The organism is Prevotella sp. AM23-5 (genome assembly GCF_003473645.1).
GTDB classification, from domain to species: domain Bacteria; phylum Bacteroidota; class Bacteroidia; order Bacteroidales; family Bacteroidaceae; genus Prevotella; species Prevotella copri_A.
Window position 1 is genome coordinate 21,107 of the sequence record NZ_QUCG01000026.1, and the last position, 24,571, is coordinate 45,677.

General features: G+C 44.7%; 32 protein-coding genes, 5 tRNA genes and 2 pseudogenes. 31 read left to right on the top strand and 8 right to left on the bottom strand.

All coding sequences use genetic code 11. From position 1 onward, the window contains the following. Positions 1–10 precede the first annotated feature (10 nt). From DW657_RS08085 to DW657_RS08105, 5 genes are all read right to left on the bottom strand, one after another. The gene (locus DW657_RS08085) at positions 11–1,096 is read right to left on the bottom strand and encodes an aldose epimerase family protein (RefSeq protein WP_262924349.1); all 1,086 of its coding nucleotides are present in this window, start codon (positions 1,094–1,096) and stop codon (positions 11–13) included. 121 nt (positions 1,097–1,217) lie between these two features. Further along, positions 1,218–2,471: a folylpolyglutamate synthase/dihydrofolate synthase family protein gene (locus tag DW657_RS08090; protein ID WP_118312115.1), complete on the bottom strand. Its 1,254-nt coding sequence runs from the start codon at positions 2,469–2,471 to the stop codon at positions 1,218–1,220. Between the two features lie 146 nt (positions 2,472–2,617). Next, positions 2,618–3,778, bottom strand: coding sequence for a molecular chaperone DnaJ (gene dnaJ, locus DW657_RS08095; RefSeq protein WP_118312116.1), 1,161 nt, complete (start codon positions 3,776–3,778; stop codon positions 2,618–2,620). Positions 3,779–3,792: 14 nt separating this feature from the next. Beyond that, positions 3,793–4,443 carry a nucleotide exchange factor GrpE gene (locus tag DW657_RS08100; protein WP_118312117.1) on the bottom strand — a complete coding sequence of 217 codons (651 nt, stop codon included), beginning with the start codon at positions 4,441–4,443 and terminating at the stop codon, positions 3,793–3,795. Between the two features lie 123 nt (positions 4,444–4,566). Further along, positions 4,567–6,186 carry an ABC-F family ATP-binding cassette domain-containing protein gene (locus DW657_RS08105; protein WP_089542626.1) on the bottom strand — a complete coding sequence of 540 codons (1,620 nt, stop codon included), beginning with the start codon at positions 6,184–6,186 and terminating at the stop codon, positions 4,567–4,569. 248 nt (positions 6,187–6,434) lie between these two features. On the opposite strand from DW657_RS08105, the pseudogene DW657_RS08110 reads away from it, so the two are divergent. Then, positions 6,435–7,370 (top strand): annotated as a pseudogene (locus DW657_RS08110) (RluA family pseudouridine synthase); the annotation flags it as partial. A 79-nt stretch (positions 7,371–7,449) separates the two neighbouring features. Continuing rightward, positions 7,450–7,605 (top strand): sulfate transporter, encoded by a 156-nt coding sequence (locus DW657_RS08115; protein ID WP_117663342.1) that lies wholly within the window; start codon positions 7,450–7,452, stop codon positions 7,603–7,605. Positions 7,606–7,740: 135 nt separating this feature from the next. On the opposite strand, the gene DW657_RS18595 is transcribed toward DW657_RS08115, so the two are convergent. The 3 genes from DW657_RS18595 to DW657_RS08125 form a co-directional block, all read right to left on the bottom strand. Beyond that, a complete protein-coding gene (locus DW657_RS18595) occupies positions 7,741–7,872 on the bottom strand; it encodes a hypothetical protein (RefSeq protein WP_255415905.1) in 132 nt (43 codons plus the stop codon). Positions 7,873–8,169: 297 nt separating this feature from the next. Further along, the gene (locus DW657_RS08120; protein ID WP_147381909.1) at positions 8,170–8,859 is read right to left on the bottom strand and encodes a hypothetical protein; all 690 of its coding nucleotides are present in this window, start codon (positions 8,857–8,859) and stop codon (positions 8,170–8,172) included. Between the two features lie 20 nt (positions 8,860–8,879). Beyond that, positions 8,880–9,458, bottom strand: coding sequence for a hypothetical protein (locus tag DW657_RS08125; protein WP_118312119.1), 579 nt, complete (start codon positions 9,456–9,458; stop codon positions 8,880–8,882). A 257-nt stretch (positions 9,459–9,715) separates the two neighbouring features. Between DW657_RS08125 and DW657_RS08130 the strand changes: the two genes are divergently transcribed. The 29 genes and pseudogenes from DW657_RS08130 to DW657_RS08255 all read left to right on the top strand — a co-directional run. Beyond that, positions 9,716–9,937, top strand: a complete 222-nt coding sequence (locus DW657_RS08130) for a hypothetical protein (RefSeq protein WP_118078825.1) — start codon at positions 9,716–9,718, stop codon at positions 9,935–9,937. Positions 9,938–9,958: 21 nt separating this feature from the next. Further along, positions 9,959–10,714, top strand: coding sequence for a phage regulatory protein/antirepressor Ant (locus DW657_RS08135; protein WP_118312120.1), 756 nt, complete (start codon positions 9,959–9,961; stop codon positions 10,712–10,714). Positions 10,715–10,717: 3 nt separating this feature from the next. Then, on the top strand, positions 10,718–10,921 hold the full coding sequence (locus DW657_RS08140) for a helix-turn-helix domain-containing protein (RefSeq protein ID WP_118312121.1): 204 nt from the start codon (positions 10,718–10,720) through the stop codon (positions 10,919–10,921). 154 nt (positions 10,922–11,075) lie between these two features. Next, positions 11,076–11,147 (top strand) — tRNA-Arg (locus DW657_RS08145). A gap of 525 nt (positions 11,148–11,672) precedes the next feature. Beyond that, positions 11,673–11,764: transfer RNA gene (locus DW657_RS17730), tRNA-Arg, on the top strand. Between the two features lie 171 nt (positions 11,765–11,935). Continuing rightward, positions 11,936–12,008, top strand: a tRNA-Met gene (locus DW657_RS17735). 173 nt (positions 12,009–12,181) lie between these two features. Then, positions 12,182–12,254 (top strand): annotated as a pseudogene (locus tag DW657_RS08150). A gap of 49 nt (positions 12,255–12,303) precedes the next feature. Continuing rightward, positions 12,304–12,375: transfer RNA gene (locus tag DW657_RS08155), tRNA-OTHER, on the top strand. 122 nt (positions 12,376–12,497) lie between these two features. Further along, positions 12,498–12,577: transfer RNA gene (locus DW657_RS08160), tRNA-Val, on the top strand. Between the two features lie 102 nt (positions 12,578–12,679). Beyond that, on the top strand, positions 12,680–12,943 hold the full coding sequence (locus DW657_RS08165) for a hypothetical protein (protein WP_118312122.1): 264 nt from the start codon (positions 12,680–12,682) through the stop codon (positions 12,941–12,943). After that, complete coding sequence (locus DW657_RS08170; RefSeq protein WP_118312123.1) at positions 12,931–13,395, top strand: DUF1064 domain-containing protein; 465 nt, start codon at positions 12,931–12,933, stop codon at positions 13,393–13,395. Before DW657_RS08165 ends, DW657_RS08170 begins: the two co-directional genes overlap by 13 nt. 144 nt (positions 13,396–13,539) lie before the next feature. Beyond that, positions 13,540–13,935 (top strand): hypothetical protein, encoded by a 396-nt coding sequence (locus DW657_RS08175; protein ID WP_118312124.1) that lies wholly within the window; start codon positions 13,540–13,542, stop codon positions 13,933–13,935. A gap of 220 nt (positions 13,936–14,155) precedes the next feature. Then, complete coding sequence (locus DW657_RS08185) at positions 14,156–14,605, top strand: hypothetical protein (protein WP_118312126.1); 450 nt, start codon at positions 14,156–14,158, stop codon at positions 14,603–14,605. 55 nt (positions 14,606–14,660) lie between these two features. Then, positions 14,661–15,392: a hypothetical protein gene (locus DW657_RS08190; protein ID WP_147381910.1), complete on the top strand. Its 732-nt coding sequence runs from the start codon at positions 14,661–14,663 to the stop codon at positions 15,390–15,392. Beyond that, a complete protein-coding gene (locus DW657_RS08195) occupies positions 15,392–15,655 on the top strand; it encodes a hypothetical protein (protein ID WP_118312128.1) in 264 nt (87 codons plus the stop codon). The genes DW657_RS08190 and DW657_RS08195 overlap by 1 nt, the downstream gene beginning before the upstream one ends. A 65-nt stretch (positions 15,656–15,720) precedes the next feature. Next, a complete protein-coding gene (locus tag DW657_RS08200) occupies positions 15,721–16,557 on the top strand; it encodes a recombinase RecT (RefSeq protein WP_147381911.1) in 837 nt (278 codons plus the stop codon). 11 nt (positions 16,558–16,568) lie between these two features. Beyond that, positions 16,569–18,038 carry a hypothetical protein gene (locus DW657_RS08205; RefSeq protein ID WP_118312130.1) on the top strand — a complete coding sequence of 490 codons (1,470 nt, stop codon included), beginning with the start codon at positions 16,569–16,571 and terminating at the stop codon, positions 18,036–18,038. 1 nt (position 18,039) lies between these two features. Next, the gene (locus DW657_RS08210; RefSeq protein WP_118312131.1) at positions 18,040–18,720 is read left to right on the top strand and encodes a PD-(D/E)XK nuclease-like domain-containing protein; all 681 of its coding nucleotides are present in this window, start codon (positions 18,040–18,042) and stop codon (positions 18,718–18,720) included. Between the two features lie 9 nt (positions 18,721–18,729). After that, positions 18,730–20,130, top strand: a complete 1,401-nt coding sequence (locus DW657_RS08215; RefSeq protein ID WP_118312132.1) for a DEAD/DEAH box helicase — start codon at positions 18,730–18,732, stop codon at positions 20,128–20,130. After that, positions 20,131–20,583: a DUF3127 domain-containing protein gene (locus DW657_RS08220; RefSeq protein WP_118312133.1), complete on the top strand. Its 453-nt coding sequence runs from the start codon at positions 20,131–20,133 to the stop codon at positions 20,581–20,583. A gap of 38 nt (positions 20,584–20,621) precedes the next feature. Then, the gene (locus tag DW657_RS08225; RefSeq protein WP_118312134.1) at positions 20,622–21,062 is read left to right on the top strand and encodes a recombination protein NinB; all 441 of its coding nucleotides are present in this window, start codon (positions 20,622–20,624) and stop codon (positions 21,060–21,062) included. A 3-nt stretch (positions 21,063–21,065) separates the two neighbouring features. Then, entirely contained in the window at positions 21,066–21,491 is a 426-nt protein-coding gene (locus tag DW657_RS08230) for a hypothetical protein (RefSeq protein WP_118312135.1), read from the top strand. Positions 21,492–21,537: 46 nt separating this feature from the next. After that, positions 21,538–22,104, top strand: coding sequence for a hypothetical protein (locus tag DW657_RS08235; RefSeq protein WP_147381912.1), 567 nt, complete (start codon positions 21,538–21,540; stop codon positions 22,102–22,104). Continuing rightward, positions 22,088–22,210, top strand: a complete 123-nt coding sequence (locus tag DW657_RS18600) for a hypothetical protein (protein ID WP_255415907.1) — start codon at positions 22,088–22,090, stop codon at positions 22,208–22,210. The genes DW657_RS08235 and DW657_RS18600 overlap by 17 nt, the downstream gene beginning before the upstream one ends. Before the next feature lie 10 nt (positions 22,211–22,220). Beyond that, complete coding sequence (locus tag DW657_RS08240) at positions 22,221–22,508, top strand: hypothetical protein (RefSeq protein ID WP_118312137.1); 288 nt, start codon at positions 22,221–22,223, stop codon at positions 22,506–22,508. Between the two features lie 2 nt (positions 22,509–22,510). Beyond that, positions 22,511–22,669, top strand: a complete 159-nt coding sequence (locus DW657_RS17740; protein ID WP_158577333.1) for a hypothetical protein — start codon at positions 22,511–22,513, stop codon at positions 22,667–22,669. A 1-nt stretch (position 22,670) separates the two neighbouring features. Beyond that, entirely contained in the window at positions 22,671–23,648 is a 978-nt protein-coding gene (locus DW657_RS08245) for a hypothetical protein (RefSeq protein ID WP_118312138.1), read from the top strand. Between the two features lie 2 nt (positions 23,649–23,650). Then, on the top strand, positions 23,651–23,836 hold the full coding sequence (locus DW657_RS08250) for a hypothetical protein (RefSeq protein ID WP_118312139.1): 186 nt from the start codon (positions 23,651–23,653) through the stop codon (positions 23,834–23,836). 1 nt (position 23,837) lies between these two features. Further along, on the top strand, positions 23,838–24,571 hold a 734-nt coding region (locus tag DW657_RS08255; protein WP_147381913.1), incomplete at its 3' end, for a hypothetical protein.

Below are 24,571 nucleotides of genomic sequence, written 5' to 3' on the forward strand. Positions count from 1 at the left end.
GTGATTTATCCTATTTCTCTACACCAAACTTGTAGATGGTCTTCTGGGTGTAGGTCTCACCTGGACACAATTTGCAACTTGGGAAGTAAGGGTGGTTAGGTGTGTCTGGGAACTTCTGTGCCTCGAAGCATACTGCGCTGCGGCGTGGGAAGGTTGCACCATGCTGACCCTTGAAGTCTGCCAAGAAGTTACCTGTGTACATCTGCATACCTGGCTCTGTGGTGTAAACCTCCATGGTGCGGCAGCTTACAGGATCCTTGATGCGAGCAGCAAAGCTCAACTCGCCCTCTTCCTTCTTGTTCAATACATAGTTATGGTCGTAGCCAGAACCATTCTTAATCTGCTCATCATCTGCATCGATGTCCTGTCCGATTGGCTTTGGAGTGCGGAAATCGAATGGAGTACCCTCTACCTTCAAGATCTCACCTGTAGGGATAGATGTCTCATCTATAGGGAGATAGTAGTCTGCGTTAACCTGACAGATGATGTTGTCAACTGTTGGGGTAGGGTTAGCAATACCCTGGATTGAGAAGAACGCATGGTGAGTGAGGTTGCAGATGGTCATCTTGTTGGTGGTTGCCTGATACTTGATGACGAACTCATTGTCGTCGGTCAAGGTATAAGCCACCCAAACCGTCAATTCACCTGAGAAACCTTCCTCGCCGTATGGGCTGGTGTACTTCAGGACAACAGCATTGTCGCTCATACGAGTAGCATCCCAAACATGTGCGTGGAATCCAGTAGGACCTCCATGCAAGTGGTTCTTGCCATTGTTGCATGCTAACTGATACTCCTTGCCATGAAGAGTAAACTTACCCTCCTTAATACGGTTACCGTATCGACCGATGAGCGTGCTCAAGAAAGGCTCAGGAGAGTTAATGACGTCCTGGATGTTGTCGTGACCCTGAACGAGGTTGGCATAGTTGCCGTCCTTGTCTGGCATCATGATAGCTACAACAGCACCACCGTAGTTCGTCACAGCAACCTCGTTGCCCTGATTGTTTCTCAACACGAAGAGATCAGTCTTCTTTCCCTGTACTGTGGTCTGAAAATCTTCTCTTTTCAAACCACACTTGTTAACTGGTTCTGTATTCATAATATGTCATTTTTTAGTTACTCTACTTTATGTTCTAAAGTAATCTACTGCAAAGTAACTAAAAAAAAATGAATGTGACAAATTATTTAGCAATTATTTGATTTAAAAAAACTAAAAATTTTCAGGAGAGCAAATCTGCCACTACATAACTTGAACCGCCAACGAAGACAAAATCGCCCTTTTCTGCATTTTCTAGAGCTGCATTATATGCTTCTTTTACAGAATGATATAGACTTCCGTGTAAGCCAAGCTTTAATGCAAGTTCGCTCAGTTTCTCTACAGGGATGGCTCTTTTGGTAGAAGGCTGCGTCCAGTAGTATTTTACCCGGTTTTCCAGCATTTCCTTCAATAGTTGTAATACGTGCGCCACATCCTTGTCATCCACCATGCCGAAAACGATGTGCTTTGTCTCGGCTTTTACGGAGTTGATCTGCGGTGCAAGGTAGTTCCAGCCGGCGAGATTATGGCCCGTATCGCAGATGGTGAGGGGAGCATCATTGAGCTTTTCCCATCTTCCGCGCAGACCAGTCAGTTCGCATACGTGGGCGAATCCTTCACGGATGGCTTCATCACTGACGGCGAGTTTCTGGCGCAGTATATGAAGTGCAGTCAGGATTGTCTTCTTGTTGCGCTCCTGATAGGAACCCTTGAGTTCCATATCCACATCGCTGGGTTCGCTGTTTTCCAGACGGGTTACGTCAAAGTCCTGGGCGAAAAGAATCGGTGCATTCTCAGCCTTCGCCTTGTTCTCGAATACAGGTCGGGTCTCCGGGAGGTATTCTCCAATGACTACCGGAACGCCAGGCTTGATGATTCCTGCCTTTTCACCGGCAATCTCGGCAAGGGTGTTGCCCAGGAACTGGGTGTGGTCGAAGCTGATGTTGGTGATGATGGAAAGAATAGGGGTGATGATGTTGGTGCAGTCGAGTCTTCCGCCCAGTCCCACTTCGATGACTGCATAATCCACCTTCTGCTCTGCGAAGTATTTCAGTGCCATGGCAGTGGTGAGTTCGAAGAAGGATGGATGAAGTGGTTCGAAGAAAGCACGGTTCTCTTCAACGAAGTCAATGACATACTGCTCCGGAACGCATTCTCCGTTCACTCGGATACGTTCTCTGAAATCTACCAGATGGGGAGAGGTGTAGAGTCCTACCTTGTAACCCTGGCTCTGAAGAATGGCAGCAAGGGTATGGGAGCAGGAGCCTTTGCCGTTGGTTCCGGCTATATGGATGGTCTTGTATTTCTGATGAGGATGACCGAAGTGATCATCCAGGGCGAATGTGGTCTGCAAACCTGGCTTGTAAGCCTTCGCTCCGATTTTCTCAAAGACAGGAGTACTGTTGAAGAGATATTCTGTTGTTTCTTGATAATTCATTTCCTATATATATAATAATGTGTATAAACAAAAAGAGGCAATCCCAACACCGGCGTCAGCCAATGATTGCGATTGCCAGTAATCTTTTGTTTGTCTAGAAAGATATTGTTCTCTAGAAATCACTTTCTCCTCATGATGGGAGAGAGTTATTTATTGAAGAGATTCTTGATGCTGTCGAAGAGAGACTTCTTGGTAGCCTTGTCGGCCTGGAAGTTCTCGCACTCCTTGAACTTCTTCACCAGTTCCTTCTCCTCCTTGTTCAGCGTCTTAGGAATATAGACAGTGATGTTCACGATGATGTCTCCTCTTCCATAACCGTATCCCTGGATGGCTGGCATTCCCTTGCCACGAAGGCGAACCTGTTTGCCCGGCTGGGTGCCCGGTTCAATCTTGATGGTGGTCTTTCCCTCCAATGTAGGGATTTCTACCTCACCACCGAGAACGGCTGTAGAGAAGTCGAGTACGAGATTGTAGTAGAGATCCTTGTCCTTACGCTCAAAGTTCTCACTCTTTTCTACACGTACAATCACCTGAAGATCGCCGTTTACGCCATTGTGCTTACCAGCGCCTCCCTTTCCTGGAACTGTTACAACCATTCCATCATCAACGCCAGCTGGGATGTTGATTTCTACAACCTCCTCGCCAGTTACGATTCCGTCGCCGCCGCAAGCCTTACACTTGTTCTTGATAATGTGACCTTCGCCGCCGCAAGTAGGGCAGGCAGCCTGGGTCTGCATCGTACCGAACATAGAGCGGACAGTGCGAACGGTGTAACCTGTTCCGTGACAAGTAGGGCAGGTCTCTGGCAGAGAACCACTCTCGCATCCTGTACCATGGCAAGAAGAACATGGAACGTCCTTGCGAATCTTGAACTTCTTGGTGCAACCTGCGTAAGCCTCTTCCAAAGTAAGCTTAGCCTGTACGCGCAAGTCTCTACCCTGGTATTGCTGTGGCTGGGCATTTCCGCCAAATCCGCCGAAACCGCCACCGAATCCACCGTGACCGCCGAAGATGTCGCCAAACATCGAGAAGATGTCGTTCATGTCCATACCTGCGCCACCGCCGAAACCGCCAAATCCTCCCTGAGGACCGTTGAATCCAAACTGATCGTACTGCTGGCGCTTCTGAGGGTCGTGAAGAACCTCGTATGCTTCGGCAGCTTCCTTGAATTTTTCCTCTGCCTCCTTGTTGCCAGGGTTGCGGTCTGGATGATATTTGATGGCTATCTTGCGGTAAGCTTTCTTAATTTCGTCTTCTGATGCCTGCTTATCTACGCCCAGCACCTCGTAATAGTCTCTCTTTGCCATTTTTCTCTATATTTTTATTGACCTACTGCTACTTTAGCGTGACGAATCACCTTGTCGTTGAGGGTGTAACCAGTCTGTACGCAGTCGATTACCTTTCCCTTCTTGTCATCGCCCATTCCTGGTACCATAGCGATTGCCTCGTGGAAATCTACATCGAAATCCTTGTCTGTAGTCTCAATCTTCTTCACGCCAAGACCTTCGAGTGTCTTGATGAACTTGTTGAAAATCATCTGTACACCTTCCTTGATAGCCTTAGGATCTTCGCTCTTGTCGGCGAGTGCGCGCTCAAAGTCGTCGAGGACAGGAAGGATGGCAGAGATGGTCTTCTCGCCACCATTGAGAATCAGTTCAGTCTTCTCCTTCATGGTGCGCTTGCGGTAGTTCTCAAACTCGGCAGTCTTGTAAAGCAAAGCCTTCTTGAGCTCTTCTACTTCCTGCTGAGCCTTCTTCAGAGGGTCAACTTCTGCCTTGTCTGCCTCATTGTCAGTATTCTCTGTCTGATTGTCAGCATCTGCCGACTTTGTGTCAGCCTTTTCCGCATTCTGCTCATCAGCCTTATTCTCTACGTTATCGTTATTCTGGGTAGCGTTCTGTTCTGCATTCTCATTGAGAACCTGCTCCTTTGCGTTACCGTCCTCTATATTTATTTTCTTTTCTTTTGACATAGCCTTAAATTTTTTAAACATGATTATTCTTTTATTGGTTGTTTTGACAAAAAGTGTGCCAACTCGATTCTCATCGAATTGGCACTTGTATAAAACTAAATGAATTAATATGGTTTTCTATTATTATTGTACTCCGTACATTTTAGCCTTCTGCTCCTTGATAGCCTCATCGTAGATGTACTCATCATAAGACATCAGCTTGTCGATGGTTCCAGAAGGAGTGAGCTCAATGATACGGTTTGCCACGGTGTTGATGAACTCGTGGTCGTGGCTGGCAAAGAGTACATTACCCTTGAATGCTACCAGGTTGTTGTTGAATGCCTGGATACTCTCCAAGTCCAAGTGGTTGGTTGGAGTATCGAGAATCAGACAGTTAGCGTTCTGCAACTGCATGCGGGCAATCATACATCTCATCTTCTCACCTCCTGAGAGCACGTTCACCTTCTTCAGTACTTCCTCACCGCTGAAGAGCATTCTACCTAAGTAACCCTTCATAGCCACCTCGTTGCCTGGACCATACTGGCTCAACCAATCTACGAGGTTCATGTCGCTCTGGAAGAACTCTGTATTGTCGAGTGGGAGATAGGCTGTTGTGATGGTAATACCCCACTTATATTCACCTGCGTCAGCCTTGCGGTTGCCGTTGATAATCTCGAAGAGGGCAGTCATCGCCTTAGGGTTGTGAGAGAGAAATACTACCTTCTCACCCTTCTCGATATTGAAGTTTACGTTGTCGAAGAGTACTGTTCCGTCCTCATCGCAAGCCTTCAAGCCTTCAACCTCCAGAATCTGGTTGCCTGGTTCACGGTCCATCTGGAAGATGATGCCTGGGTACTTACGGCTAGATGGGCGGATTTCCTCAACATTCAGCTTCTCCAACATCTTCTTGCGGGATGTGGTCTGCTTACTCTTAGCCACATTGGCAGAGAATCGGCGGATGAACTCCTCCAACTGCTTCTTCTTCTCCTCGGCCTTCATCTTCTGGTTCTGAGCCTGACGGAGAGCCAACTGAGAACTCTCGTACCAGAAAGAGTAGTTGCCGGCAAACATAGTTACCTTACCGAAGTCAATATCCACGGTCTGTGTGCTGACTGCATCGAGGAAGTGACGGTCGTGAGAAACCACGAGAACAGTCTGCTCGATGTTGCTGAGGTATTCCTCCAGCCACTCTACAGTGTCGAGGTCGAGGTCGTTGGTAGGCTCATCGAGGAGGAGGTTGTCTGGGTTACCGAAGAGAGCCTTCGCCAACATCACGCGCACCTTCTCTGTGTTGGAAAGCTCACCTACGAGCTTGTCGTGGCGATCTTCTTTTACGCCAAGGTTCTGAAGCAACTGGGCAGCATTGCTCTCAGCCTCCCAACCGTTCATCTCGGCAAACTTAAGCTCCAATTCTGCTGCGAGGTTACCATCCTCTTCAGTCATCTCTGGCTTAGAGTAGAGGCGCTCGCGCTCCTTCATGTTTTCCCACAAAGGCTGATGACCCATCAGAACGGTGTCCATCACGCGGAACTCGTCATACTTGAAGTGGTCCTGCTCCAAAACGGAAAGGCGCTCGCCTGGTCCCATCTCCACAGTTCCCTTGTTTGGCTCCAGATCGCCGCTGATGGCGCGGAGAAGAGTTGACTTGCCGGCACCGTTGGCACCGATTACGCCGTAAATATTACCATGTGTGAACTTGAGGTTTACATCTTTGTAAAGCACTCGCTTACCGAATTGAATTGCAAGATTTGTTACTGTAATCATTCCTTATTTCTAAATATCTTTTTATCTGATTTTATCTTTATTTGGGTGCAAAGGTACGAAAAATTATTTGTATATCAATGTTTTATTGGCAAAAGTTACTAATTTTTAGTTAAAAACTGGTCTCCTCTTTGTTATTTTGCAGAAAAGTCTTACTTTTGTAGGCTGAATTGGCGCCAATAGGGGCTGATTCTTCGGTTTGAGTGTTAAGAACAAAAGATGAATCCAAAACACGAAATTGGTTTTAGAACATGAGACAACAAAATAGAAAAGGAAATTTTAGTAAGCACACCAACAATGCTTATGGCTACGGAAATCCCAATGAATACGACCACTACAAGGTGGAAAAGCCTGCTCAGTTGTTGGAATGGCTGATGGAAAACGTGAAAGGTCCTAGCAAGACCAAGGTGAAGCAGACTCTGCAGGGCAGGGGAATCAAGGTAGATGGAAAAACCATCACCCAGTTTGACTATACCCTGAAACCTGGCATGAAGGTGAGCGTAAGCAAGACCAAGAAGAACCAGGATGTCTTCAAGAGCCGTTATCTTAAGATTGTCTATGAGGATCGTTATCTCATCGTCATTGAAAAGAACGTAGGCATTCTCAGTATGGCTGCCGGTCATTCTACCCTGAATGTAAAGAGCGTATTGGATGATTACTTCCACAAGACCCGTCAGAACTGTCAGGCTCACGTAGTGCACCGCCTTGACAGAGATACTTCGGGCTTGATGATTTACGCCAAGGACAAGCAGACTGAACTTGCCCTGGAAGACGACTGGCACCATAATGTATATGACCGCCGATACGTGGCGCTGGTTTCTGGAGAGATGGAGGAAGATGAAGGTACGGTTGCCAACTGGTTGAAGGACAACAAGGCGTACATTACCTTTGCCAGCGATACTGACAATGGGGGCAAGTATGCTGTTACCCATTTCCATACCCTGCAACGAACCACAGCGCATTCTCTGGTAGAGTATAAGTTGGAGACAGGCCGCAAGAACCAGATTCGTGTTCATACAGCCGATATGGGTCATCCTGTATGTGGAGACATCAAGTATGGTAATGGTGATGATCCATGCGGTCGCCTTTGCCTGCACGCCTATGTTCTCTGCTTCTATCATCCGGTAACCCATCAGCCAATGGAATTCGAAACTCCGATTCCAAATGAATTCGTCAGAGCGATGAAGGAAGACAACAGACCTTTCGATGAAAGAGGCAGAAATCCTAAGGAGGCAAACCGCAAGCCATTCAGAAAGGAGGGACGAAATGGATAATAATTTCCTTTATTATGCTTTTGCCCTGGTGGCGCTGGTTGTTGGTCTCTTTACCCTGAAGAAGGTTGCAACCTGTTTGGTCAAGACGGTGGTGGGAGTTATTCTCGTAGCTGTTCTTGCAGCCATCTATTGGCTTTATTTATCTTAAGCTATTGGCTTTAATTTTTCTTAAGCATCAGACCATTTCATAAAAAAAATAGTCCGGTAAGAATCAAGCTTTCGCTTGCCTTACCGGACTTTACGTTATCTTTTTACCTTCTAATAATACCTATTTGTATTGTCTTTACAATTGGTATTGCCAGATGTAGTCGAAGCCGAGTACGCCCTCTGCTACCTTCTGGGTGTCTCCAGTAGCCCAAAGCTCTTTCATGATCTGTTTATATTGTTTGTTATTTGTTTTATTCGTTAGTTCCATAATAGAATATCATCTATTTCTTTCTCGATACCTAAATCTTTCTGAAAAGGAATTCGTACCTAATTAAAAAGGGACCCGTACCTGTTAGAAAAGAAATTCTTATCTTTCTGAAATCTGATGCAAAGGTATAAAAAATATCGGTATCTTATATCGAAGATGGAGCGAGATACGGGAGTCGAACCCGCCTCACAGGCTTGGGAAGACTCTCGCATGTATTGGTAAATCTCTAACGCTCTGATGCTTAGGTTCATCGAATAATACTGCACTCACATATTACTCACAAAAATGCTGTTTTTGCTATTTTAATGGCGTATATAACGCTGCCGTTATTCCTTCATAACCAGATATTGTGTTTGAAACGAATACCTGCTTACTTGCTGCGTCAACAGACTTGGCGTTTATGTAAACGTACCCCTGACTTGCGATGCCACCTAGATACCTTTCGCTCATGAAACGATTCATCATCTGTAATGCCTGGGAAGAGTTTCCGTGCATTGTCATCGCAACGAAGGCACTCTCCAGTTTGTCTTTCTTGAAAGAGTATACTACGACATCGATATCCTCGTTCATCGCTGGATAGTAGAAAAGCATTGTCCTGTCGCTTCTCTTTGTATCAAGGCTTCTGGTCTCGTACCTCATTACATCCTCAGGTGTTGCATTCATCTTGCATAATGGCTCTCTGAAATAATTATATAGGCCTCTCACTGTAACGTTACATTGGCTCTTGGATCCTCCGGATATTGCGTATATGGCGGTCTCACCGACGTGATTGGCTGTGACCTCTCCGTCGTTCACGGATGCGACAAAGGTGTCTTCAGAAGACCAGGAAGCCTTACCTGTATGGGTGATAGTGTACTTATCTCCCTTTTGTAAGGTGATGGCTCTCTCGTTCATTGAGAATGGTTCGTCATCGCTACTGCTACTACTGCAAGAGAAAAATGACACTCCTGCCAAAGCAAATACTGCTGCTAATAATACCTTCTTCATAATCCTTATATATAATAATGTTATACCTCGATTCCGTTATCTGCAAGAATCTTCCTGAGAAGACGAATCTCGCTGTCCTTAGACTTGATAGTCTCGTTCTGTGCGTTGATGATCTGAATGAGCTGTGCATTCTTGTCTATTAAAGACTGCTCTTCTCGCTCTTTTGCTCGTTCTGTGCCAGTTTCGATATTCTGGTTGTTATGGTGGCCAAACATACTTGCTATTACTGACGTTGATGGACTCGAGCAGTCTTTTGCATGCTGAGCTGCTCGTTCTATTTCCTCTTTTATCAAGTCTCCAGCAATGTGTAGATGAGGATAGCTGCCGGACATTCTGTTTAGCTCTTTTGTCTTCTCCTCTAGCTTCTCAGGCAAGTACATCGGACCAACGCCGGTTTCAAGCCATTGGTCATTAACCAGCAATGAATGTTTCATTTTACTTATGTCCATCTTGGTGATAGCAACCTTGCCGTCGAGCTTCCTGCCGATATTACTTATATCGGTCACATTCATGAACTGTTGCTTGTTAAGCTGTTCGCACTTCATTACTTCCTTCAGTCTTTCTTGTAGTCCTGCTACACGATTTTCTGTTACTGCCATACATTTTTAGTTTTATATACGTAACTAAAACCGTCTAAAGTGCTAATAAAGGTTAACGGTACAAGAAAAACGTGTAAATTACTTGGTGATTACACGAAATTCATGTACCTTTGCACTCGTTGACGGTCGAGTAACCAACAAAGCCGTTACAAACGGAGGCTTGTGCGACCGAAAGTACGTACTTTACATTGACACTGCAAATATACGACTTTTTTCGCACAACGCCAAATTTTTAATGGTTTATTTAAGTAACAAAGATGAAAAAGGTCGCAAGAATAACAAAACAGGACATATTGGGCATCAAGCCAGGAAAATTTGAAGTCTTCCTGCTTGAATCCGCAAGAGCAGTTCGGTCGGCAGTAACATACGCCTATCAGCTTGCTCAATACGAAGATTTGCCGAAGGGTGTACTCAAATACTCAACTTCGGCAGACTATAAGAACCATACAGCGATTATCACCGCTGTTCCGGTTGAGTAGTAAACTTTAAAAGATTAAAGTATGGAGGAAATTATAAAACTCGGAAGAACCGATACAATGACATCTCTCGAAATTGCAGAGATAACCGGGAAAAAGCATGCTCATGTGATGCGTGACATTCGTTCATTGATAGAGCAGGGAGTTAACGGATCCAACTTTGGATTGGTTAATTATAAAGATAAAAAAGGAGAGGTGAGGCCAATGTTTGAGCTAACACCAAAGGGTTGCTTGATTTTAGCGAGCGGCTATGACGCTTTGCTCCGTGAGAAAATAATAAATAAGCTTGAAGAACTTGAGAAGAAGAATCACCTGGAGCAGTATCAAGTACCTAAGTCTTTCTCCGAGGCCCTTATGCTTGCAGCAAAGCAGCAGGAGAAGATAGAGCAACAACAGCTTGCTCTAGAATCGAAGAACAAAGAGATTGTACAGCTCTCGGCTACAATCACCGAGATGCAGCCAAAGGTTAGTTATGTTGATACAATCCTTTCGAGCAAGGAGACCGTTACAACGACACAGATTGCTCAAGACTACGGTCAATCAGCAAAAGCGTTCAATATCTTGCTGAGAAACTTCGGCGTTCAACGTAAAGTTGGTGGTCAGTGGATTCTCTACGCAAAGTATCTCCCTTGTGGTTACGTTCAGTCAGAAACAGTTTCTATCACTCATCGTGATGGTAGTGCAGGTTCTGTAATGCACACAAAGTGGACTCAGAAAGGAAGACTATTCTTGTATGATGAGTTAAAGAAACATGATATCCTTCCATTAATTGAGAAATAGCCTATGCCTCGCAAGAAAGTATCAGTAGAGCCTGTCGAAAAGATATGGCTCTCCACAAAAGAGTTCGCCAAATATATTGGTATGAGCACAGGATACATACACGACTTGAGAAGGAGCGGCCAGATTCATCATTATATGATAGGTAACACCGCATTCTTCAAAAAGTCTGATGTTGATGAGCTGATTGAAGGACACAAGGTATGTTGATGTCCAAGGATAGAATACTTTAACATATTTCACATATATTTGAATTTGCCCGTGAGGGTTCTGGAAACAACTCATTGTTAGTTGGGTATTGTTAGCTTAGTTCACAGCGGTGAATGATGGAGCGGATTTTTAATTGGTTAGTCCGCTCCAAAATGGACCAGTAGCTCAGCGGAAGAGCAATCCCCTCCTAAGGGATAGGCCACGAGTCCGAATCTCGTCTGGTTCACACTATCTTACTAATTCCGTTTCGTGTGTATCTCAAACGGTGCAAAGATAAGCCCACGACCTTATAAAGTAGGTAGTTCGGGCAGCTACAATCTTGCATCGGGAGAGGTTCGGAAAGGATTGGAGAAGTAGTTCTTTGACATATTGGACATATAGCGCATTATAGCGTTAGTGTACGTGTAAGATAGTACGGGTAGAGCGGATTTAATTATCTCAGGTCGGGAACCTATAGCGAAGATGCCCAGAAGGAACGCACGTAGCACGGAAGACCAGTTAGACATGATTTACTCTTTCATAAATTTCCCATCCGCCGAACTGCCACGGAACGAAGAATTGTCGTGGTAAGCGGAGGATCAATGAGAAGAAGATGTAAATCTCTGGCCGAAGGTGCCTGGACCTATAACCCCGGCACCGGAGAGTCAAAGAACCCTATGGCCATGCAAGTCCACCATCGAGAATGGTTGGCGTTGGCAAGCCTCTTATATTATATATAAGGTGTAGAATACACAGACTTGAGGTTCTAAAGAGATGATTGGTGTAATGGAAGCACGGCGACAACTAGATGATACCGATTTCTTATCGTCGTTGGTGGGGGTTCGAGTCCCTCTTCATCTCCCATAGATTATACTTTTGGATTTAGTTGGAGGCATAATGTGCCTCTACGCTGTTTTTATTCAGTGTGTTGCTTGTCTGTGAAGACAGGCTCATATCTTGTTTCTAGATTACATTTTATTAATAATGTTTTGCATAACAAGTGCAGCCCGTCTGTGAAGATAGACTGCACAATACGGATCTGTAGCTCAACGGTAGAGCGCCGGGGACATCATCCGGAGACAGGAACGTCCGACTCGTCCCAGATCCACGAAGAATGAAAATTGTGAGTATAATTTTAGTTTAAAATGCGTTCTGGTTAACTATCCTGGCGAGGAGGTGATCGTATTTTTATTATTTAGATTTATTTTTAGTTTCGTGCGCTCTGTACGTGAGTATCGGGCGCCTTAAAATAGCCTATTGTGCGTAGTTGATATATATTCAGGTGGCGTAGCTCAGTAGCAGAGCGCCAGGGGAAGGCCCTTGGAGGTCGATGGTGCGAGTCCATCCGCCACTCCAAAAGATACTTTTCATTTTTCCTAAATTTTAATTAAAACGTTGAAACTAGCCCAGTAGCTCAACTGGATAGAGCCGTGGAATCAGCCGCGAGGTTGGGAGTTCGAGTCTCCCCTGGGTTTACTATAAGTTTGTTCATGGAAGGTTTATTTGTTTTATATTATCTTAGGGTCTGAAGGCGTTCAGCAATAAATGATTCAATTATTCCATAAATACTCCTCCCGCTTGTGAAAGTAGGAGGATTGCTTCGTTAGCTCAGCTGGTTAGAGCTGTAGTCACCATATTGGACTGCGTAAGTCGCAGGTTCGAGTCCTGCACGAGGCACGGCAATGTATATGTCATAAGTTTTTTAGTTTTTAAGTTTTTAATGGAGGGAGTGAGGTCGTCAATTCGGCCTCCTCCCGATTGTTTTGAGTTGGAAACAATATGAAGGTAAAAAAGACAATAAGAATCCGCAAGGAGAATATCAGGGAGCTCAAGAAGCTAGAATGCGTCGAGAGTATTGAACAGAATGGAAGGGACATTCTCGTCCGTTTGAAGCCCGAGCACACAGAAGGAAAGCAGGAGGCCTTCAAGGACGAGTATCTCGTGCAGTGGAATAACGGTAAGTGGCAGCGCTTCGGCGAGGCAGCGTTCAATCATCTCTACAAGAATCCCGCAAAGGAGGCGGGTGCGGCATGGGACGAGTAGGGTCAAAGAAGTATTACGCTCCCGATGGGAACGAATACGATTCCAGGGAAGAGTACCTGTACTTGCAGTACATCCTCGATGATCCTGGCATAAGCTGCATCCACAGGCAGGTAACCATCACTGCAATCAATCCGGTATGGATGCTGAAACCAAAGCAGCTTAAGACTAAGGTCAAGTACGAGAGAAGGTCACTGCTTTACGGGCATAACTATACTGCCGACTTCGTTTACCGGGAAGGCGATAAGATTGTGATATGCGATGTCAAGAGCCTCTACACATCAAAGCTAAGAGAGTTCTCTATAACTACAAAGGCTGTCGTGGCAAGACTTATCGCCCACAACAGGAAACGTCACAACGGCGAATCCGTCGTGATATTCCGCAAGGCTATCAAGGTGAAGAAGGATGAGTGGAAAATCGTTGATTACCCTCCTTCTGACTGTACTATATTATAATAAGGTGTAAAATCTAAAAGATATGGTTATCATTTTCAATAGTTTTCTGCTGACGGTACTAATGTTCGCAGCAGGTGCGTTTATCACAAAATCCCTTGGTTGGGATAAGGAAGACTAGTAGTTTAATTATAAATATTTTAAATTATGGACAAAGACAAGATTATCGTCAGTGTAGTAATTGACAAGCAGGCTCTTATTGACAGAGCATTCGACATCTCGAAGAATCCTTCTGAGTTCAATGAGCTTAAGAAGGTTATCGACGGCAAGAACCAGTTTACTCGTGATATCGACGAGATTGATGATGAAGGCAAGAAGGAGAATAACACGAACCTTTTCGCCGGCATCGCATTGGACATCATTCTCTGTGACAACCAGGAACTGGCAATCACCAAGCGCCTCAATTCGCTTGAGGACAAGAAGAACTCTTTCCTCGCTAAGATGAAGAAGCTCGATGAACTCCAGGAGAAAGTAAAAAGCGGAGAGATGCCAGGCGTTGAAGGTCTCCGTGAGTTATTGAAAGTAATAGAGGAGGGCGAGTAATGGGCGTAGTATCAAAGTACGGAAACCTGTATGATGTCAAGAAGAACATCATCTGTCACGCTCCTGTCACTTCTTCACATTTCGAAAGTATTTTGAAGAAGGGCAATGTGCTTCCGTTGATGAATGGCGTAACAACACCAGAATTGTTCGGAATTCACGCGGACAAGAAATTTAAGCGTGGACGCTGGCGTCGAGTATTAACACATTAATTCATATAACAATGGCAAAAGAAAAAGCAACTATTGCTGCAACCCTCGGTCACGAGTACGAGGACCTGGAGGAGCGTGAGGACTTCCTCGCCAACAACGCGGACTCTGTTGAGAAGATGGAGTTCGTCAAGCGATTCAACTCTGATGAGCTGATGAAGAAGAAGGATCTGTTCGCTCTTCAGTCTGCACGTGCATCTGACATCGAGGAGGAAATCAAGGATTTCCGCGAGCAGAAAAAGGCAGAGCTGAAGCCTATCAAGGAAGAGATTTCTTCTCTCCTTAAGGAAATCAAGCAGAAGGGTAGTATGGTTAACGAGAAGGTTTACAAGTTCGTTGACCGTGAAGCAAAGATGACTGCCTTCTATGACAAGGAGGGCAATCTTGTTTCTTCCCGTCCGGCAACACGTGACGAACTCCCTAAGAATATGTATTCAATTATCCGTGACAAGCAGGCTATGTAGTCTGCTTTCACTTTGTTTTAACTTTTAGACATTTTATAAAATGGACAATGAAAAAATGCAAGTAAATTTTGCTCCGGGACAGACTTCTGCGGAGCTTGTTATCCGTGAGGTTGGTAATGAGAACCCTTATAAGCTTCCTGTCAAGGAACCGCTGAATCTTAGTGTGCATGGTGTTATTACTTGTATCTATGCTTTCCTTGAAAAGCGTTGGGGTACAGAACAGATTGACAAGGAGCATACACATATCCAGGTCAATCGAGAGGAACTTACCGTTACCCTTGTAACAAACGAGAACGATATGCGCAAGATGCAGACTATCGTTGGCTCCATTCAGCTGTCTCGCCAGTTTAAGGAATTCCATATCAACGATGAAAAGTTGTGGAAGCCGGTACAGCTTGGTGACTTCTTCCGTCTCAACCGTTCTTACTTCGAGACGAAGGAGAAGAACATGGAGCTCGTCAATCTCCTCAAGAGCTTTTCAGCAAAGGTTCAGACAACAATCAAGAAGGAATTCAGCGATAATGGATCTGTAACTGACAACTATGAGAAGGCTGTAGACTCTAACCTTCCTCCATCGTTCGTTATCAACGTTCCAATCTTCAAGGGCGCCGAGCCTGAGAAGCTTTCAATCGAGACTATCGCTCACGTTGAAGGCAATATGGCATTGCTGACGCTTATCTCTACTGATGCAGAATGTATCATCGAAGAATCCCGCGACAAGATCATCAATACGGAGCTTGACAAGATTCGCAAACTCTGTCCTGAGATTCCTATTATGGAGGTATAATGAGTAGAATCAACGAAATCATCGCATCTATGCCGCCGGGTGAAGCTGCTGCCGTGATCCATCTGAGAGAGGTTCATTCCTGTCTGATGGAACTCGACACGAAGAAAGCTAGAGCTCTGGCGGCTAGAGCTGTCTTCCTAGACTATATAGAGGGTACGGGAAGAAAGCTCGGTAAGACTCCACGTTATTACGAAAGAGTTAACTCTAAAGGCGAAAAGATTAACGTGGAAACTTACTTCAGTTATATCAATAGAGTACATTAATTTTTAATTCTATACAAATGGATATAGAGCAGTTAAACAAAACGCCTCATAATCAGATTTGCGATTTGGCAAGAGACAGATTTATCGAGGTGTACAATCAGAAGTTCGGAGAGGGCGGAGACGTATTTTTTGAAGAACAGAAGGCGTTCTTCAACGAAGAACTTCTCAATGGTCCGTTCAAAGGCTATCTTGAAAAGGCTCCGTCATTGAATATTCACGATGCCTTCATGAACTTGGCAATTAACGGATTGTCTCTCGAAAAGGGAACTACGACACTCTGCTACCTCATGGGCTACAGTAACTACGACAAGAATACCAGACAAACGAATTATACGGCCAAGATTACCTATACTGGATATGGCGAGATTCTTCTTCGCCAACGAGCCGGTCAGATTGTTCGTTGTGACAATCCTGTCGTAGTTTACAATTGTGACGATTTTCGTTTCGGTGAACGAGACGGTCATAAGTACGTTGATTACGCAAAGACTTATCCTCGACCTGAAAATTCATACATCGTTGCTTGTTACGTGAAGATTATTCTTCCGAATAATGCCTACGATTACTTCGTTCTTGACCGCGAAGGTATCGACCGCTTGCGTGAGTATTCGGCTAAATTCGGCGGAAAAGACCGCAAGGCTAATGCTCTTTACGGCGGAAGCTATGTCGGCAGCGATGGAAGAACGTACTTCAAGGATATTGATACAGGCTTCCTTATCTCGAAGACATGCAAGCATGCGTTCAAGGGCTATCCTAAGCTGAAGGTTGGTCTTGGTGCTCTGTTGCAGGCCGACATCGATATGCAGACTCAGCAGAAACCGACTCAGGAAGCCTTTGGTACTGGTGATGCCGCACCGGAAGATAAAGGTGTAAAGGTAAATGTTGATAGTGATTCACCATTTTAAAATTGTTATACATGGCAGAAAATACAGAATTGCAGTTGGTACAACAACAAGCCAACAATATTACAAGACAGATTGCAACGCTAAAATCTGATACGGAAAATGCGGTGCAAGCCAACAGGAAATCTTATGAGGCATGCGTGAATGCAGGTGAGTCTCTGTTGTTTGATATTGGCGTTTCCGGAATGAACGATGCTCTTGACGAGAGAGCCGCTGAGTTTATCAAGAAAGCTAAACTGACAGAGAAAGCAATGACGGAGAAACGTAAGGGTGTTACCCAAGTGTTCGATATTGTCCGTAAGGGTTTTACTATGATGGAGAACCTTATCTCTATCAAGAACACCGATTCTGTTGTCTATAAGATTCAGGAGAAACGCAACGAGTATGCGGCATACAAGCTTGAACAGCAGCGTAAGGCTGAGCAGGAACGCCTGCGCCAGGAGCGCATCAAGGAGGCCAAGATTAAGTTGAAGACTGATACGATTGATATCTTGAACAATCTCCTTACAGAGCATTCTTCTGCTGCTATCAACTCACTTAATAATACGTTCTCTCTTCTCACCCTTGATAACAAGGATGAAGTTAAGAAACGTATTACAGAGTGTTCTGATGTTCTTGACCTCGGACATCTTTTCGTTAATAACAAGCCTTCATACTCTTCCGAAATTGATGAGAATGATGCCAAGGATATTATGAATGGAGCCTACAAGGAGGTTTCCGCTTCTCTTCTTGCATCTTATAAGCAGACCGTAAATGCTACGCGTGATGAGCTTCTTATGAAGTTTGATTCTAAGATTGCTGAACTTCTTGAAATCAAGAAGGCTGAGGAAGAGCGCAAGCGTAAGGAAGAGGAAGCTCGCAAGGCTGAAGAGGAGCGTAAGCGCAAAGAGGAGGAAGCACGTAAGGCTGCCGAGGAAGAGCGCAAGAAGCAGGAGGAGATTCAGCGTATCAAGGACGAGGAGGAGCGCAAGCGCAAGGAGTCAGAGCGGAAAGCTGCCGAGGCTGAACGCAAGGCAAAGGAAGCCGAACTGAAGGCTGCTGAGGAAGAGTGCAAACGTAAGGAAGCAGAAGCTGCCGCTGCTGAGGCTGAACGCAAGGCTAAGGAAGAGGCTATCCGTAAGGCTGATGAAGCCGCCAAGGAAGAGCAGCAGAGAAAGCTTGCGGCTGAGCAGGAGAAGCGTGATGCAGAGAATGCAGCCCAGCACGCTACTGCACAGGCTCAGTCGCTCTTTGCCCAGACTTCCGTTGGAGAAACCGGTAAGCAGAAAATCAAGGTAACAAAACGCCTTGTTGTTACCGATAAGAATGCCTGGCTCGACATCATCCAGCAGTGGTGGACGATTGAAGGCTCAAAGATGTCTCCAGACAAGCTTGCTTCCAGATTGGAGTTCATGCGCAAGGCGTGTGAGAAACACGCAAACAGCGAAGAAGAGTATATCGTTTCTCCTTATATTAGATATGAGGATGAGGTAACGGCTAAGTAATATGTCGGAACAACCGTTTGACCCTTATTATTCTCGTGGTGAGGTCTCCAATTCGGACCTCACTGCGTTGAAGTTTGCCCTGAACCCGCAGCTCAACTTCGTAAAGGAAGAGGACAAGAGAAAGGCTTTCCATCTCGGAACTCTCGTTGACGCTCTCGTTACCGAACCAGAAAAGTGCAATCATTACGCCATGACGGTTGATGACGAGAAATATACGGAGAAGGATTGGAAATGGGGTCTAGACCGGCTTGCTGTCCTGAAGGAACAGGCAACGAAGGATAGGTTCCTTGATTTCGTCCTGAAGAATGCGGTCGGTCAGAAAACATTCATCAATCCGCACATGAAGATGGAATACCAGGGCTTCGAGTTCGAGCTTCCGGTACGCTGCAAGTTCGACTGGTGGCTCGGCGAGTTCGGCGGTGATTTGAAGACCACCGCAGCTACATCACAGGAGCAATTTGAGGCTCAGATCGATTTCGTCGATTGGGATAGAAGCCGTGCATGGTACATGGACCTTACGCACAGCATAGACCCAAGATACGGAAACCAGGACTTTATCTTTGCGGTCTCCAAGACCAAGAAGAAAGTATTCTATAAGAAGATTGAACGTGGTGACGAGTTGTATATGCGTGGTAGGGAGAAGGCTCTTGAATGGGCTTTCCGCATGTGGTGTTTATTATAATTTATTATTATGTCAGATAAACCGAAATTATACGATTATCAAGAAGAAGGTGTGCGCATGGAGCTTGCCATGAAGCGCTGTATCAATGGCGATGACATGGGAACCGGCAAGACGGTTCAGTCTATCGTCGCCATTGAACGTGCAAAGGCAACCCCCTGCCTTGTTGTTTGCCCTGCCGCACTTAAGGTTAATTGGGAACGAGAGATAAAGAAGTTTACGAACCTCCGACCTCTCATTCTTACCGATTCCGTCAATGCGACATACGGATATCATCTTACTAAGATGAACCTGTATGATGTAGTGATATGCAATTACGAGTCGCTTGCAAAATACTTCGTCGTAAGCCTCGGTCCGAAACCGTTACGGCTGAAAAACTTCCTGTTTCGTGATGAACTGAAGATTATCAAGTCTGTGATTATCGACGAGTCTGCAAGAGTCAAGGATCCATCAACAAGGCAGTCTAAAATTATCATGGGATTGTGCCAGGGTAAGGAGTATATCTATGAGCTTACAGGTACGCCCGTTGTCAATCACGCAACAGACCTGGCCTGCCAGCTTGCTATCCTCGGTCGTCTGAACGACGAGTTCGGAGGGTTTGGCGAGTTTTGTAACAGGTACGGTGAGAACGAGAATCTTGAAGAGCTTAATCGGAAGATACACGAAACGTGCTATTTCCGCAGGGAAAAGAAAGATGTTCTCAAGGATTTGCCGGATCTGACCAGAACGACCATCAGCGTTGCCCTCGACCCGGAAACGCAGGAAGAGTACGATACCTGTCAGAAAGACCTGCTCACGTTCCTTCTCGAATACAAGAGCTGCTCCGAGGAAGAGGCTAGGAAAAAGCTTAGAATGAAGGCTCTTGTCAGGTTTATGAACCTTCGCTCGATATCCGGACGAGGAAAAATGAAGGCGACTATAGAGTTTCTCCATGACACCGAAGAACAGATAATCGTATTTGCCGAGCATCGTGATGTCGTTAGTGTAATCAAGAAAGAGTTCCCTGATGAGGTTTGCACCGTAACCGGCTCTGATAGTCAGCAGCAGAAACAATGGGCTATTGATTCTTTTCAGGCTAAGAAAAAGAGAATCATCATCTGCTCCATCAAGGCGGCCGGCGTAGGTCTTACGCTTACGGCTTCTTCCAACGTGGTGTTCGTCGAACTCCCGTGGACGATGGCGGACTTGTCGCAGTGCGAATGCCGCGCCTATCGTAACGGCCAGAAGAATGCGGTTACATCGTGGATTCTTATGGGCGCAAATACCATCGACGGCTATCTTTATAGCTTGATTATGCAGAAAGGCTCAATAGCATCAAAGGTTACGGGCGAACAGGACTCCGCTATCAAGGATGCAGCTTATTTTGACGAGCTGGCCGATTTGGTTTTAAAAAATTCTTTAAACAAAAAATAAATGGAAATTCAAGGAAAAGTAACAAACATCTTACCGATGCGCTCTGGCGTATCTGCAAGAGGAGAATGGAAATCGCAGGAATTCGTGATTACCACAGAGGAACAATATCCGAAAATGGTTTGCTTTCAGGTCTTTGGAGAGGATAGAATCAACAGCTTTGCTCTCCAGATCGGAGAGGCCGTAAAGGTTAGTTTCGATATCTCTGCACACGAATATCAGGGGTGCTTTTTTAATTCTATCAACGCATGGAAAGTCGAGAAGCTCATGCCGATTGCGCAGAATCCTCCTCTTAACCCTCAACAGAACGTCAATGCTCCGGCAGGCGGATATGTTCCACCACAGGCAGGCGGCAATGCAATGTTTGGCGGTGGAACACCTCCAGGTAATTCTCCGAATCCCATCCAGGCCGGACAGCAGGCGCAACAACAGGGTGGCGGGGGCCTTCCCTTTTAATAGGGGAGTCGAGCTAATCAAACAAACATTCAACGCTTATGTGGTTTAACCTGAAAAATGTGTTTGAACTTGAAACGTTTAGGACAAAAGTAGCCGAGTTGGAGAACAAAGGCGCGATGGTAGAGCTGAAAGAGAAACGTGGACGTTCTTTGAGGCAGAATGCCTATCTTCATTTGCTCCTATCTGCATTCGGCCTCCAATACGGCTACACTCTAGACGAAGTTAAGACGCATTTCTATAAGCTGGTAGTGAACAAAGATATATTCCTCAGAGAAGGGATTGATAAATTTACAGGAGAATGCTATAAGTATCTCCGCTCTTCTGCTGACCTTACGAAAGACGAAATGAGTAAATCAATTTCTGATTTCAAATCGTGGGCAAAAGAGGAAGCTGGATTTGATTTTCCTGATTCTGATGAATATATCGCACTACTGCATATTCAGCATGATATAGAAAGACAACAAAATTACATACAATAGCTTATGATGTTACCAACTAATATACGCCAGAAGTCTAGCGAGTTGTTTCCTAATGACGCAGAGAAACAGAAAGTCTTTTGTATGGGTGCTGCGTTCTCGTTAGGCAAAGATTTATCCGACTTTGAAGAAGAAGAAGGGCAACAGGAAGAAGTGCAGCATGAGGAGATTTACCCTTGCAAAGAGGCTCTTGATATGTGGCTTGCATACAAGAAAGAGAAACGTCAGAAGTATCAACCTCGTGGTCTTGCGGCTCTTAAAAAGAAGCTTTTAAAGATGTCGAACGGAAATCCAGAATACGCAAAGGTTATCGTTGAGCATTCTATGGGAAACAACTATTCCGGGTTGTACGCTCCGAAAAATAACAGCATAAATAGTTATGAACAGCAGCAACGAACTTTCAACAAGATCAACTCAATCCTTGCCGGATGAGTACAAAAAGGCAATCGGGGAATTTGGCGCGCAATACGCTTTGTTCTTGAATAAATACCCGACTCTTCAAAAGAGAATCAGCAGCGTTCCTACGGTGTATGACTCTGTAAAGAACGGCGGACTTTCGTTCGTGGAAATCGACAAGTATTTCAAGGAAGGAGCAAGCGAATGGTGGATCAAAACAATGGTTATTGACCTGTTTATGGTTATAGGTGCATTCGATGCTACTACTCCTTATCAGTTCAAGGCGATTGCACAGCGTATCAGGCAGGAATATTACCATGTATCTCCAGGAGAGCTTACACGATTCTTCTATGAATTTTCCATGGGTGAGTACGGTGAGATTTATGTAGGCAGGACTGTAAATCCACAGAAGTTATTCATCGCTCTCGAAAGGTACATGTGTAAGGTGTACGAGAAGAGAGCCGAGATTGAGAGTCAAAAGAATGTATTACTTCAGAAGAAAGCGGACGAAGAAGCTAGGAGAAACGCCGTGTCTTATGAAGAGTACTGCCGACTGAAAGGTATTGATATTAAGAAATCTCCTCTTGAGGTTTTAAACAGAAAGCTTGAAAGAGAATCAAAACGTGACAAAGATGGCGGACGTAAGTAAGCAGACAGAGGAATGGCTTAACGAGCACCCTGATGCGACAAAGAAAGAAATATGGATGGCTGGTTATTGGAAATCTACCGATAACTGGTGCAACCGAACCAAGTAAATTTAGAATTATGACACAGAAAGAACGTATTGAGAACGCAACCACAAAGCAGGCGGTCGTGTTCATCTGGATCTACTCCTGGGTTATTGTGAGAAACCTAGGAAGAGCAATCAACAAGGCAGTTCACAAGCTGCCATGGTTGTTCATCGTGATAACGGTAGTAATCTCATTCATCGTTAGCTTCGTTTTCATCTCTGAGGCAAGGGCAGAACGAGATAGCTACAACAAGAAATTGGTACACGCAACACAGCAGCTTGATAGCTTCTATGCTGCATACGGAAATATTAAATCAAAGTAAATATGAAGAGATACAAACATACAATAGTAATGATCCTGCTCGTTATCGCAGCATTCATAGTAGGTTACGGATTCATCTGCTTCATGGTTGAATATATTTTCCTTTCGCTCCTGATGGTCTTCTGTATCAGTTGCGCATTGGCAGTAGAGAGGGAGGTGTAGCATGCAGACAGGATGGAACCCGAATTTCTCTAGACCGGTGTTAGCTAGAATTCCGGTCAAAGTACCAACCGAAGAGCAGGTGAATCGCTTCTATATGCTCTTCTATTCTATGGTCGGCGGTTTCGCCTCAATCGTTCAGACACAAATCACCGACACATACAACCTCATCAAGGAGAACAAGAAAATCTTCCGCTTTGAGACTAAGAAGAGAATTACAGAGACAAAGGGGTGCTCTGATGAACTCATCGATGCCTTCATGCACTATATGAAGGAATGCGGTATGTCCCAACTCTGGATGGATATGACTGATAACATCGAGGATGACTTGAAGCTTGATGTCCAGAAATGCTTTTATGCCATCGATAACCAGTTCCTCAAGCATCACGTAAAAGAGCATAAGATGTACACAATGCTCCTGATGTCGGAACTGATGAGCAGTATGCTTGTAAGCTCAGTAGAACGCTTTGCTGAGATGATGGATAAGTACAACGGAATCCACGCTGTCAACATCGCAGAACGCTTCACGAATCCTATCCGAGGAGTTTATGCTCGTATGCGCAATGCTATGGAGATTCTCTACCCGGTCAAGGTTGACAAGGAAGTCTTCTCTGAATGCCCGGATAAGTTCAACCTCGGCTTCGAGATTATCGGACAGAAGGTACTCGACTGGAAACGAGCCGAGAACGCCCTAGCAAATGCCTGTATCCTCAACGGCTTCAACCTTAATGCTGATGGTGAGTTCCTGGAGAATGAACAGGATAATACCGGTACACCTTGGAACGAGACTCAGACGAGGGCTTTGACTGTCGCTTATTCGAACACCTCGAATAAACAGATTGCCAGGATCATCGGCAGAAGCGTTTACGAGGTTACAAAGCAAGCTAAGAAACTCGGATTGAAGAAATCTGAGGAATATATTAGAGAGACTAGAATAGCTAATTTAAAACGTAAGAAAAATAAATACAACGAGGAGGTGTAACTATGGAAGATTTACCTGTAGGCTCAGAAATCGTCTTGAAGGTGGTTGAGACCGAGAAGGAAGAATGCAATGGCTGTTTTTTCGATGAGATAAGTAGTAACATTTATGAAAATGTTTGCGGTGATTTTGTCTGTAGCGCAAGCACAAGAAAAGACGGAAAGAATGTTCAATTCAAAAGAGTAAAGTGATATGGAAGAAAAGATAAACATAGCGAAACTCCTAAAGGATAAGCCTGAGAAGACAATCTTGTATGACACAATGCGTGATATTAATGTATCTCTTTATGTTGTCGAAAAACGAAATGGGGAGACCAATATCTTCTGTGATGGTATGGAAAAGTTTAAAGGATGTAGTTTTGTGTATTCTGATACAGGAGCAGATTCTATATTCCGCAAAGGAATGCAACTTCTTAAACCATCCAAGGAAATGCAAGACTGGGAAAAGTTCTCGTGGAAGAGGGGTGATGTACTTATCAGTGATTGTGGATTTGTGTGCATCTTCAAAGAATGGGCATCTGATGACTATACTAAATTCAACGGATGTTATTTTGATGGTATGCCAAATGCAGAAACGGCTAAGTATAGCAAGTTAGATAACAATACTGCCTATGGTTATATCAGAGAGATTGAGAATAGATGTGGCGGTAAGTTAAACCTTGAAACTTTGGAGATTGAAAAACAGAATGAGTTCAAGGATGGGGATATAGTAACACAAGGTGTTCTCAAAGGTGTTAATGTTTGTATTATAAAAAATTGTATAGATAAATTTGATAATAAATATAATTATTATGCAAGATATAATACCCAAGATAAAGAGATAAACTATGATGACTGGTCTCATTTCTCTCCTTTTGCTAAATTTGCAACAGACTCAGAGAAGCAGCAACTCTTTGACGCTCTAGCAAAGGAAGGAAAACACTGGGA

Coding starts and splice junctions, on each gene's coding strand:
- DW657_RS08210 (WP_118312131.1), top strand. CDS start 18,040: ATGTCGGAACAACCGTTTGACCCTTATTATTCTCGTGGTGAGGTCTCC.
- DW657_RS08100 (WP_118312117.1), bottom strand. CDS start 4,443: ATGTCAAAAGAAAAGAAAATAAATATAGAGGACGGTAACGCAAAGGAG.
- DW657_RS08105 (WP_089542626.1), bottom strand. CDS start 6,186: ATGATTACAGTAACAAATCTTGCAATTCAATTCGGTAAGCGAGTGCTT.
- DW657_RS08220 (WP_118312133.1), top strand. CDS start 20,131: ATGGAAATTCAAGGAAAAGTAACAAACATCTTACCGATGCGCTCTGGC.
- DW657_RS08170 (WP_118312123.1), top strand. CDS start 12,931: ATGGGACGAGTAGGGTCAAAGAAGTATTACGCTCCCGATGGGAACGAA.
- DW657_RS08190 (WP_147381910.1), top strand. CDS start 14,661: ATGCAAGTAAATTTTGCTCCGGGACAGACTTCTGCGGAGCTTGTTATC.
- DW657_RS08245 (WP_118312138.1), top strand. CDS start 22,671: ATGCAGACAGGATGGAACCCGAATTTCTCTAGACCGGTGTTAGCTAGA.
- DW657_RS08175 (WP_118312124.1), top strand. CDS start 13,540: ATGGACAAAGACAAGATTATCGTCAGTGTAGTAATTGACAAGCAGGCT.
- DW657_RS08090 (WP_118312115.1), bottom strand. CDS start 2,471: ATGAATTATCAAGAAACAACAGAATATCTCTTCAACAGTACTCCTGTC.
- DW657_RS08140 (WP_118312121.1), top strand. CDS start 10,718: ATGCCTCGCAAGAAAGTATCAGTAGAGCCTGTCGAAAAGATATGGCTC.
- DW657_RS17740 (WP_158577333.1), top strand. CDS start 22,511: ATGAAGAGATACAAACATACAATAGTAATGATCCTGCTCGTTATCGCA.
- DW657_RS08135 (WP_118312120.1), top strand. CDS start 9,959: ATGGAGGAAATTATAAAACTCGGAAGAACCGATACAATGACATCTCTC.
- DW657_RS08205 (WP_118312130.1), top strand. CDS start 16,569: ATGGCAGAAAATACAGAATTGCAGTTGGTACAACAACAAGCCAACAAT.
- DW657_RS08225 (WP_118312134.1), top strand. CDS start 20,622: ATGTGGTTTAACCTGAAAAATGTGTTTGAACTTGAAACGTTTAGGACA.
- dnaJ (WP_118312116.1), bottom strand. CDS start 3,778: ATGGCAAAGAGAGACTATTACGAGGTGCTGGGCGTAGATAAGCAGGCA.
- DW657_RS08125 (WP_118312119.1), bottom strand. CDS start 9,458: ATGGCAGTAACAGAAAATCGTGTAGCAGGACTACAAGAAAGACTGAAG.
- DW657_RS08185 (WP_118312126.1), top strand. CDS start 14,156: ATGGCAAAAGAAAAAGCAACTATTGCTGCAACCCTCGGTCACGAGTAC.
- DW657_RS08130 (WP_118078825.1), top strand. CDS start 9,716: ATGAAAAAGGTCGCAAGAATAACAAAACAGGACATATTGGGCATCAAG.
- DW657_RS08240 (WP_118312137.1), top strand. CDS start 22,221: ATGACACAGAAAGAACGTATTGAGAACGCAACCACAAAGCAGGCGGTC.
- DW657_RS08195 (WP_118312128.1), top strand. CDS start 15,392: ATGAGTAGAATCAACGAAATCATCGCATCTATGCCGCCGGGTGAAGCT.
- DW657_RS08215 (WP_118312132.1), top strand. CDS start 18,730: ATGTCAGATAAACCGAAATTATACGATTATCAAGAAGAAGGTGTGCGC.
- DW657_RS08165 (WP_118312122.1), top strand. CDS start 12,680: ATGAAGGTAAAAAAGACAATAAGAATCCGCAAGGAGAATATCAGGGAG.
- DW657_RS08250 (WP_118312139.1), top strand. CDS start 23,651: ATGGAAGATTTACCTGTAGGCTCAGAAATCGTCTTGAAGGTGGTTGAG.
- DW657_RS08230 (WP_118312135.1), top strand. CDS start 21,066: ATGATGTTACCAACTAATATACGCCAGAAGTCTAGCGAGTTGTTTCCT.
- DW657_RS18600 (WP_255415907.1), top strand. CDS start 22,088: ATGGCGGACGTAAGTAAGCAGACAGAGGAATGGCTTAACGAGCACCCT.
- DW657_RS08115 (WP_117663342.1), top strand. CDS start 7,450: ATGGATAATAATTTCCTTTATTATGCTTTTGCCCTGGTGGCGCTGGTT.
- DW657_RS18595 (WP_255415905.1), bottom strand. CDS start 7,872: ATGGAACTAACGAATAAAACAAATAACAAACAATATAAACAGATCATG.
- DW657_RS08085 (WP_262924349.1), bottom strand. CDS start 1,096: ATGAATACAGAACCAGTTAACAAGTGTGGTTTGAAAAGAGAAGATTTT.
- DW657_RS08120 (WP_147381909.1), bottom strand. CDS start 8,859: ATGAAGAAGGTATTATTAGCAGCAGTATTTGCTTTGGCAGGAGTGTCA.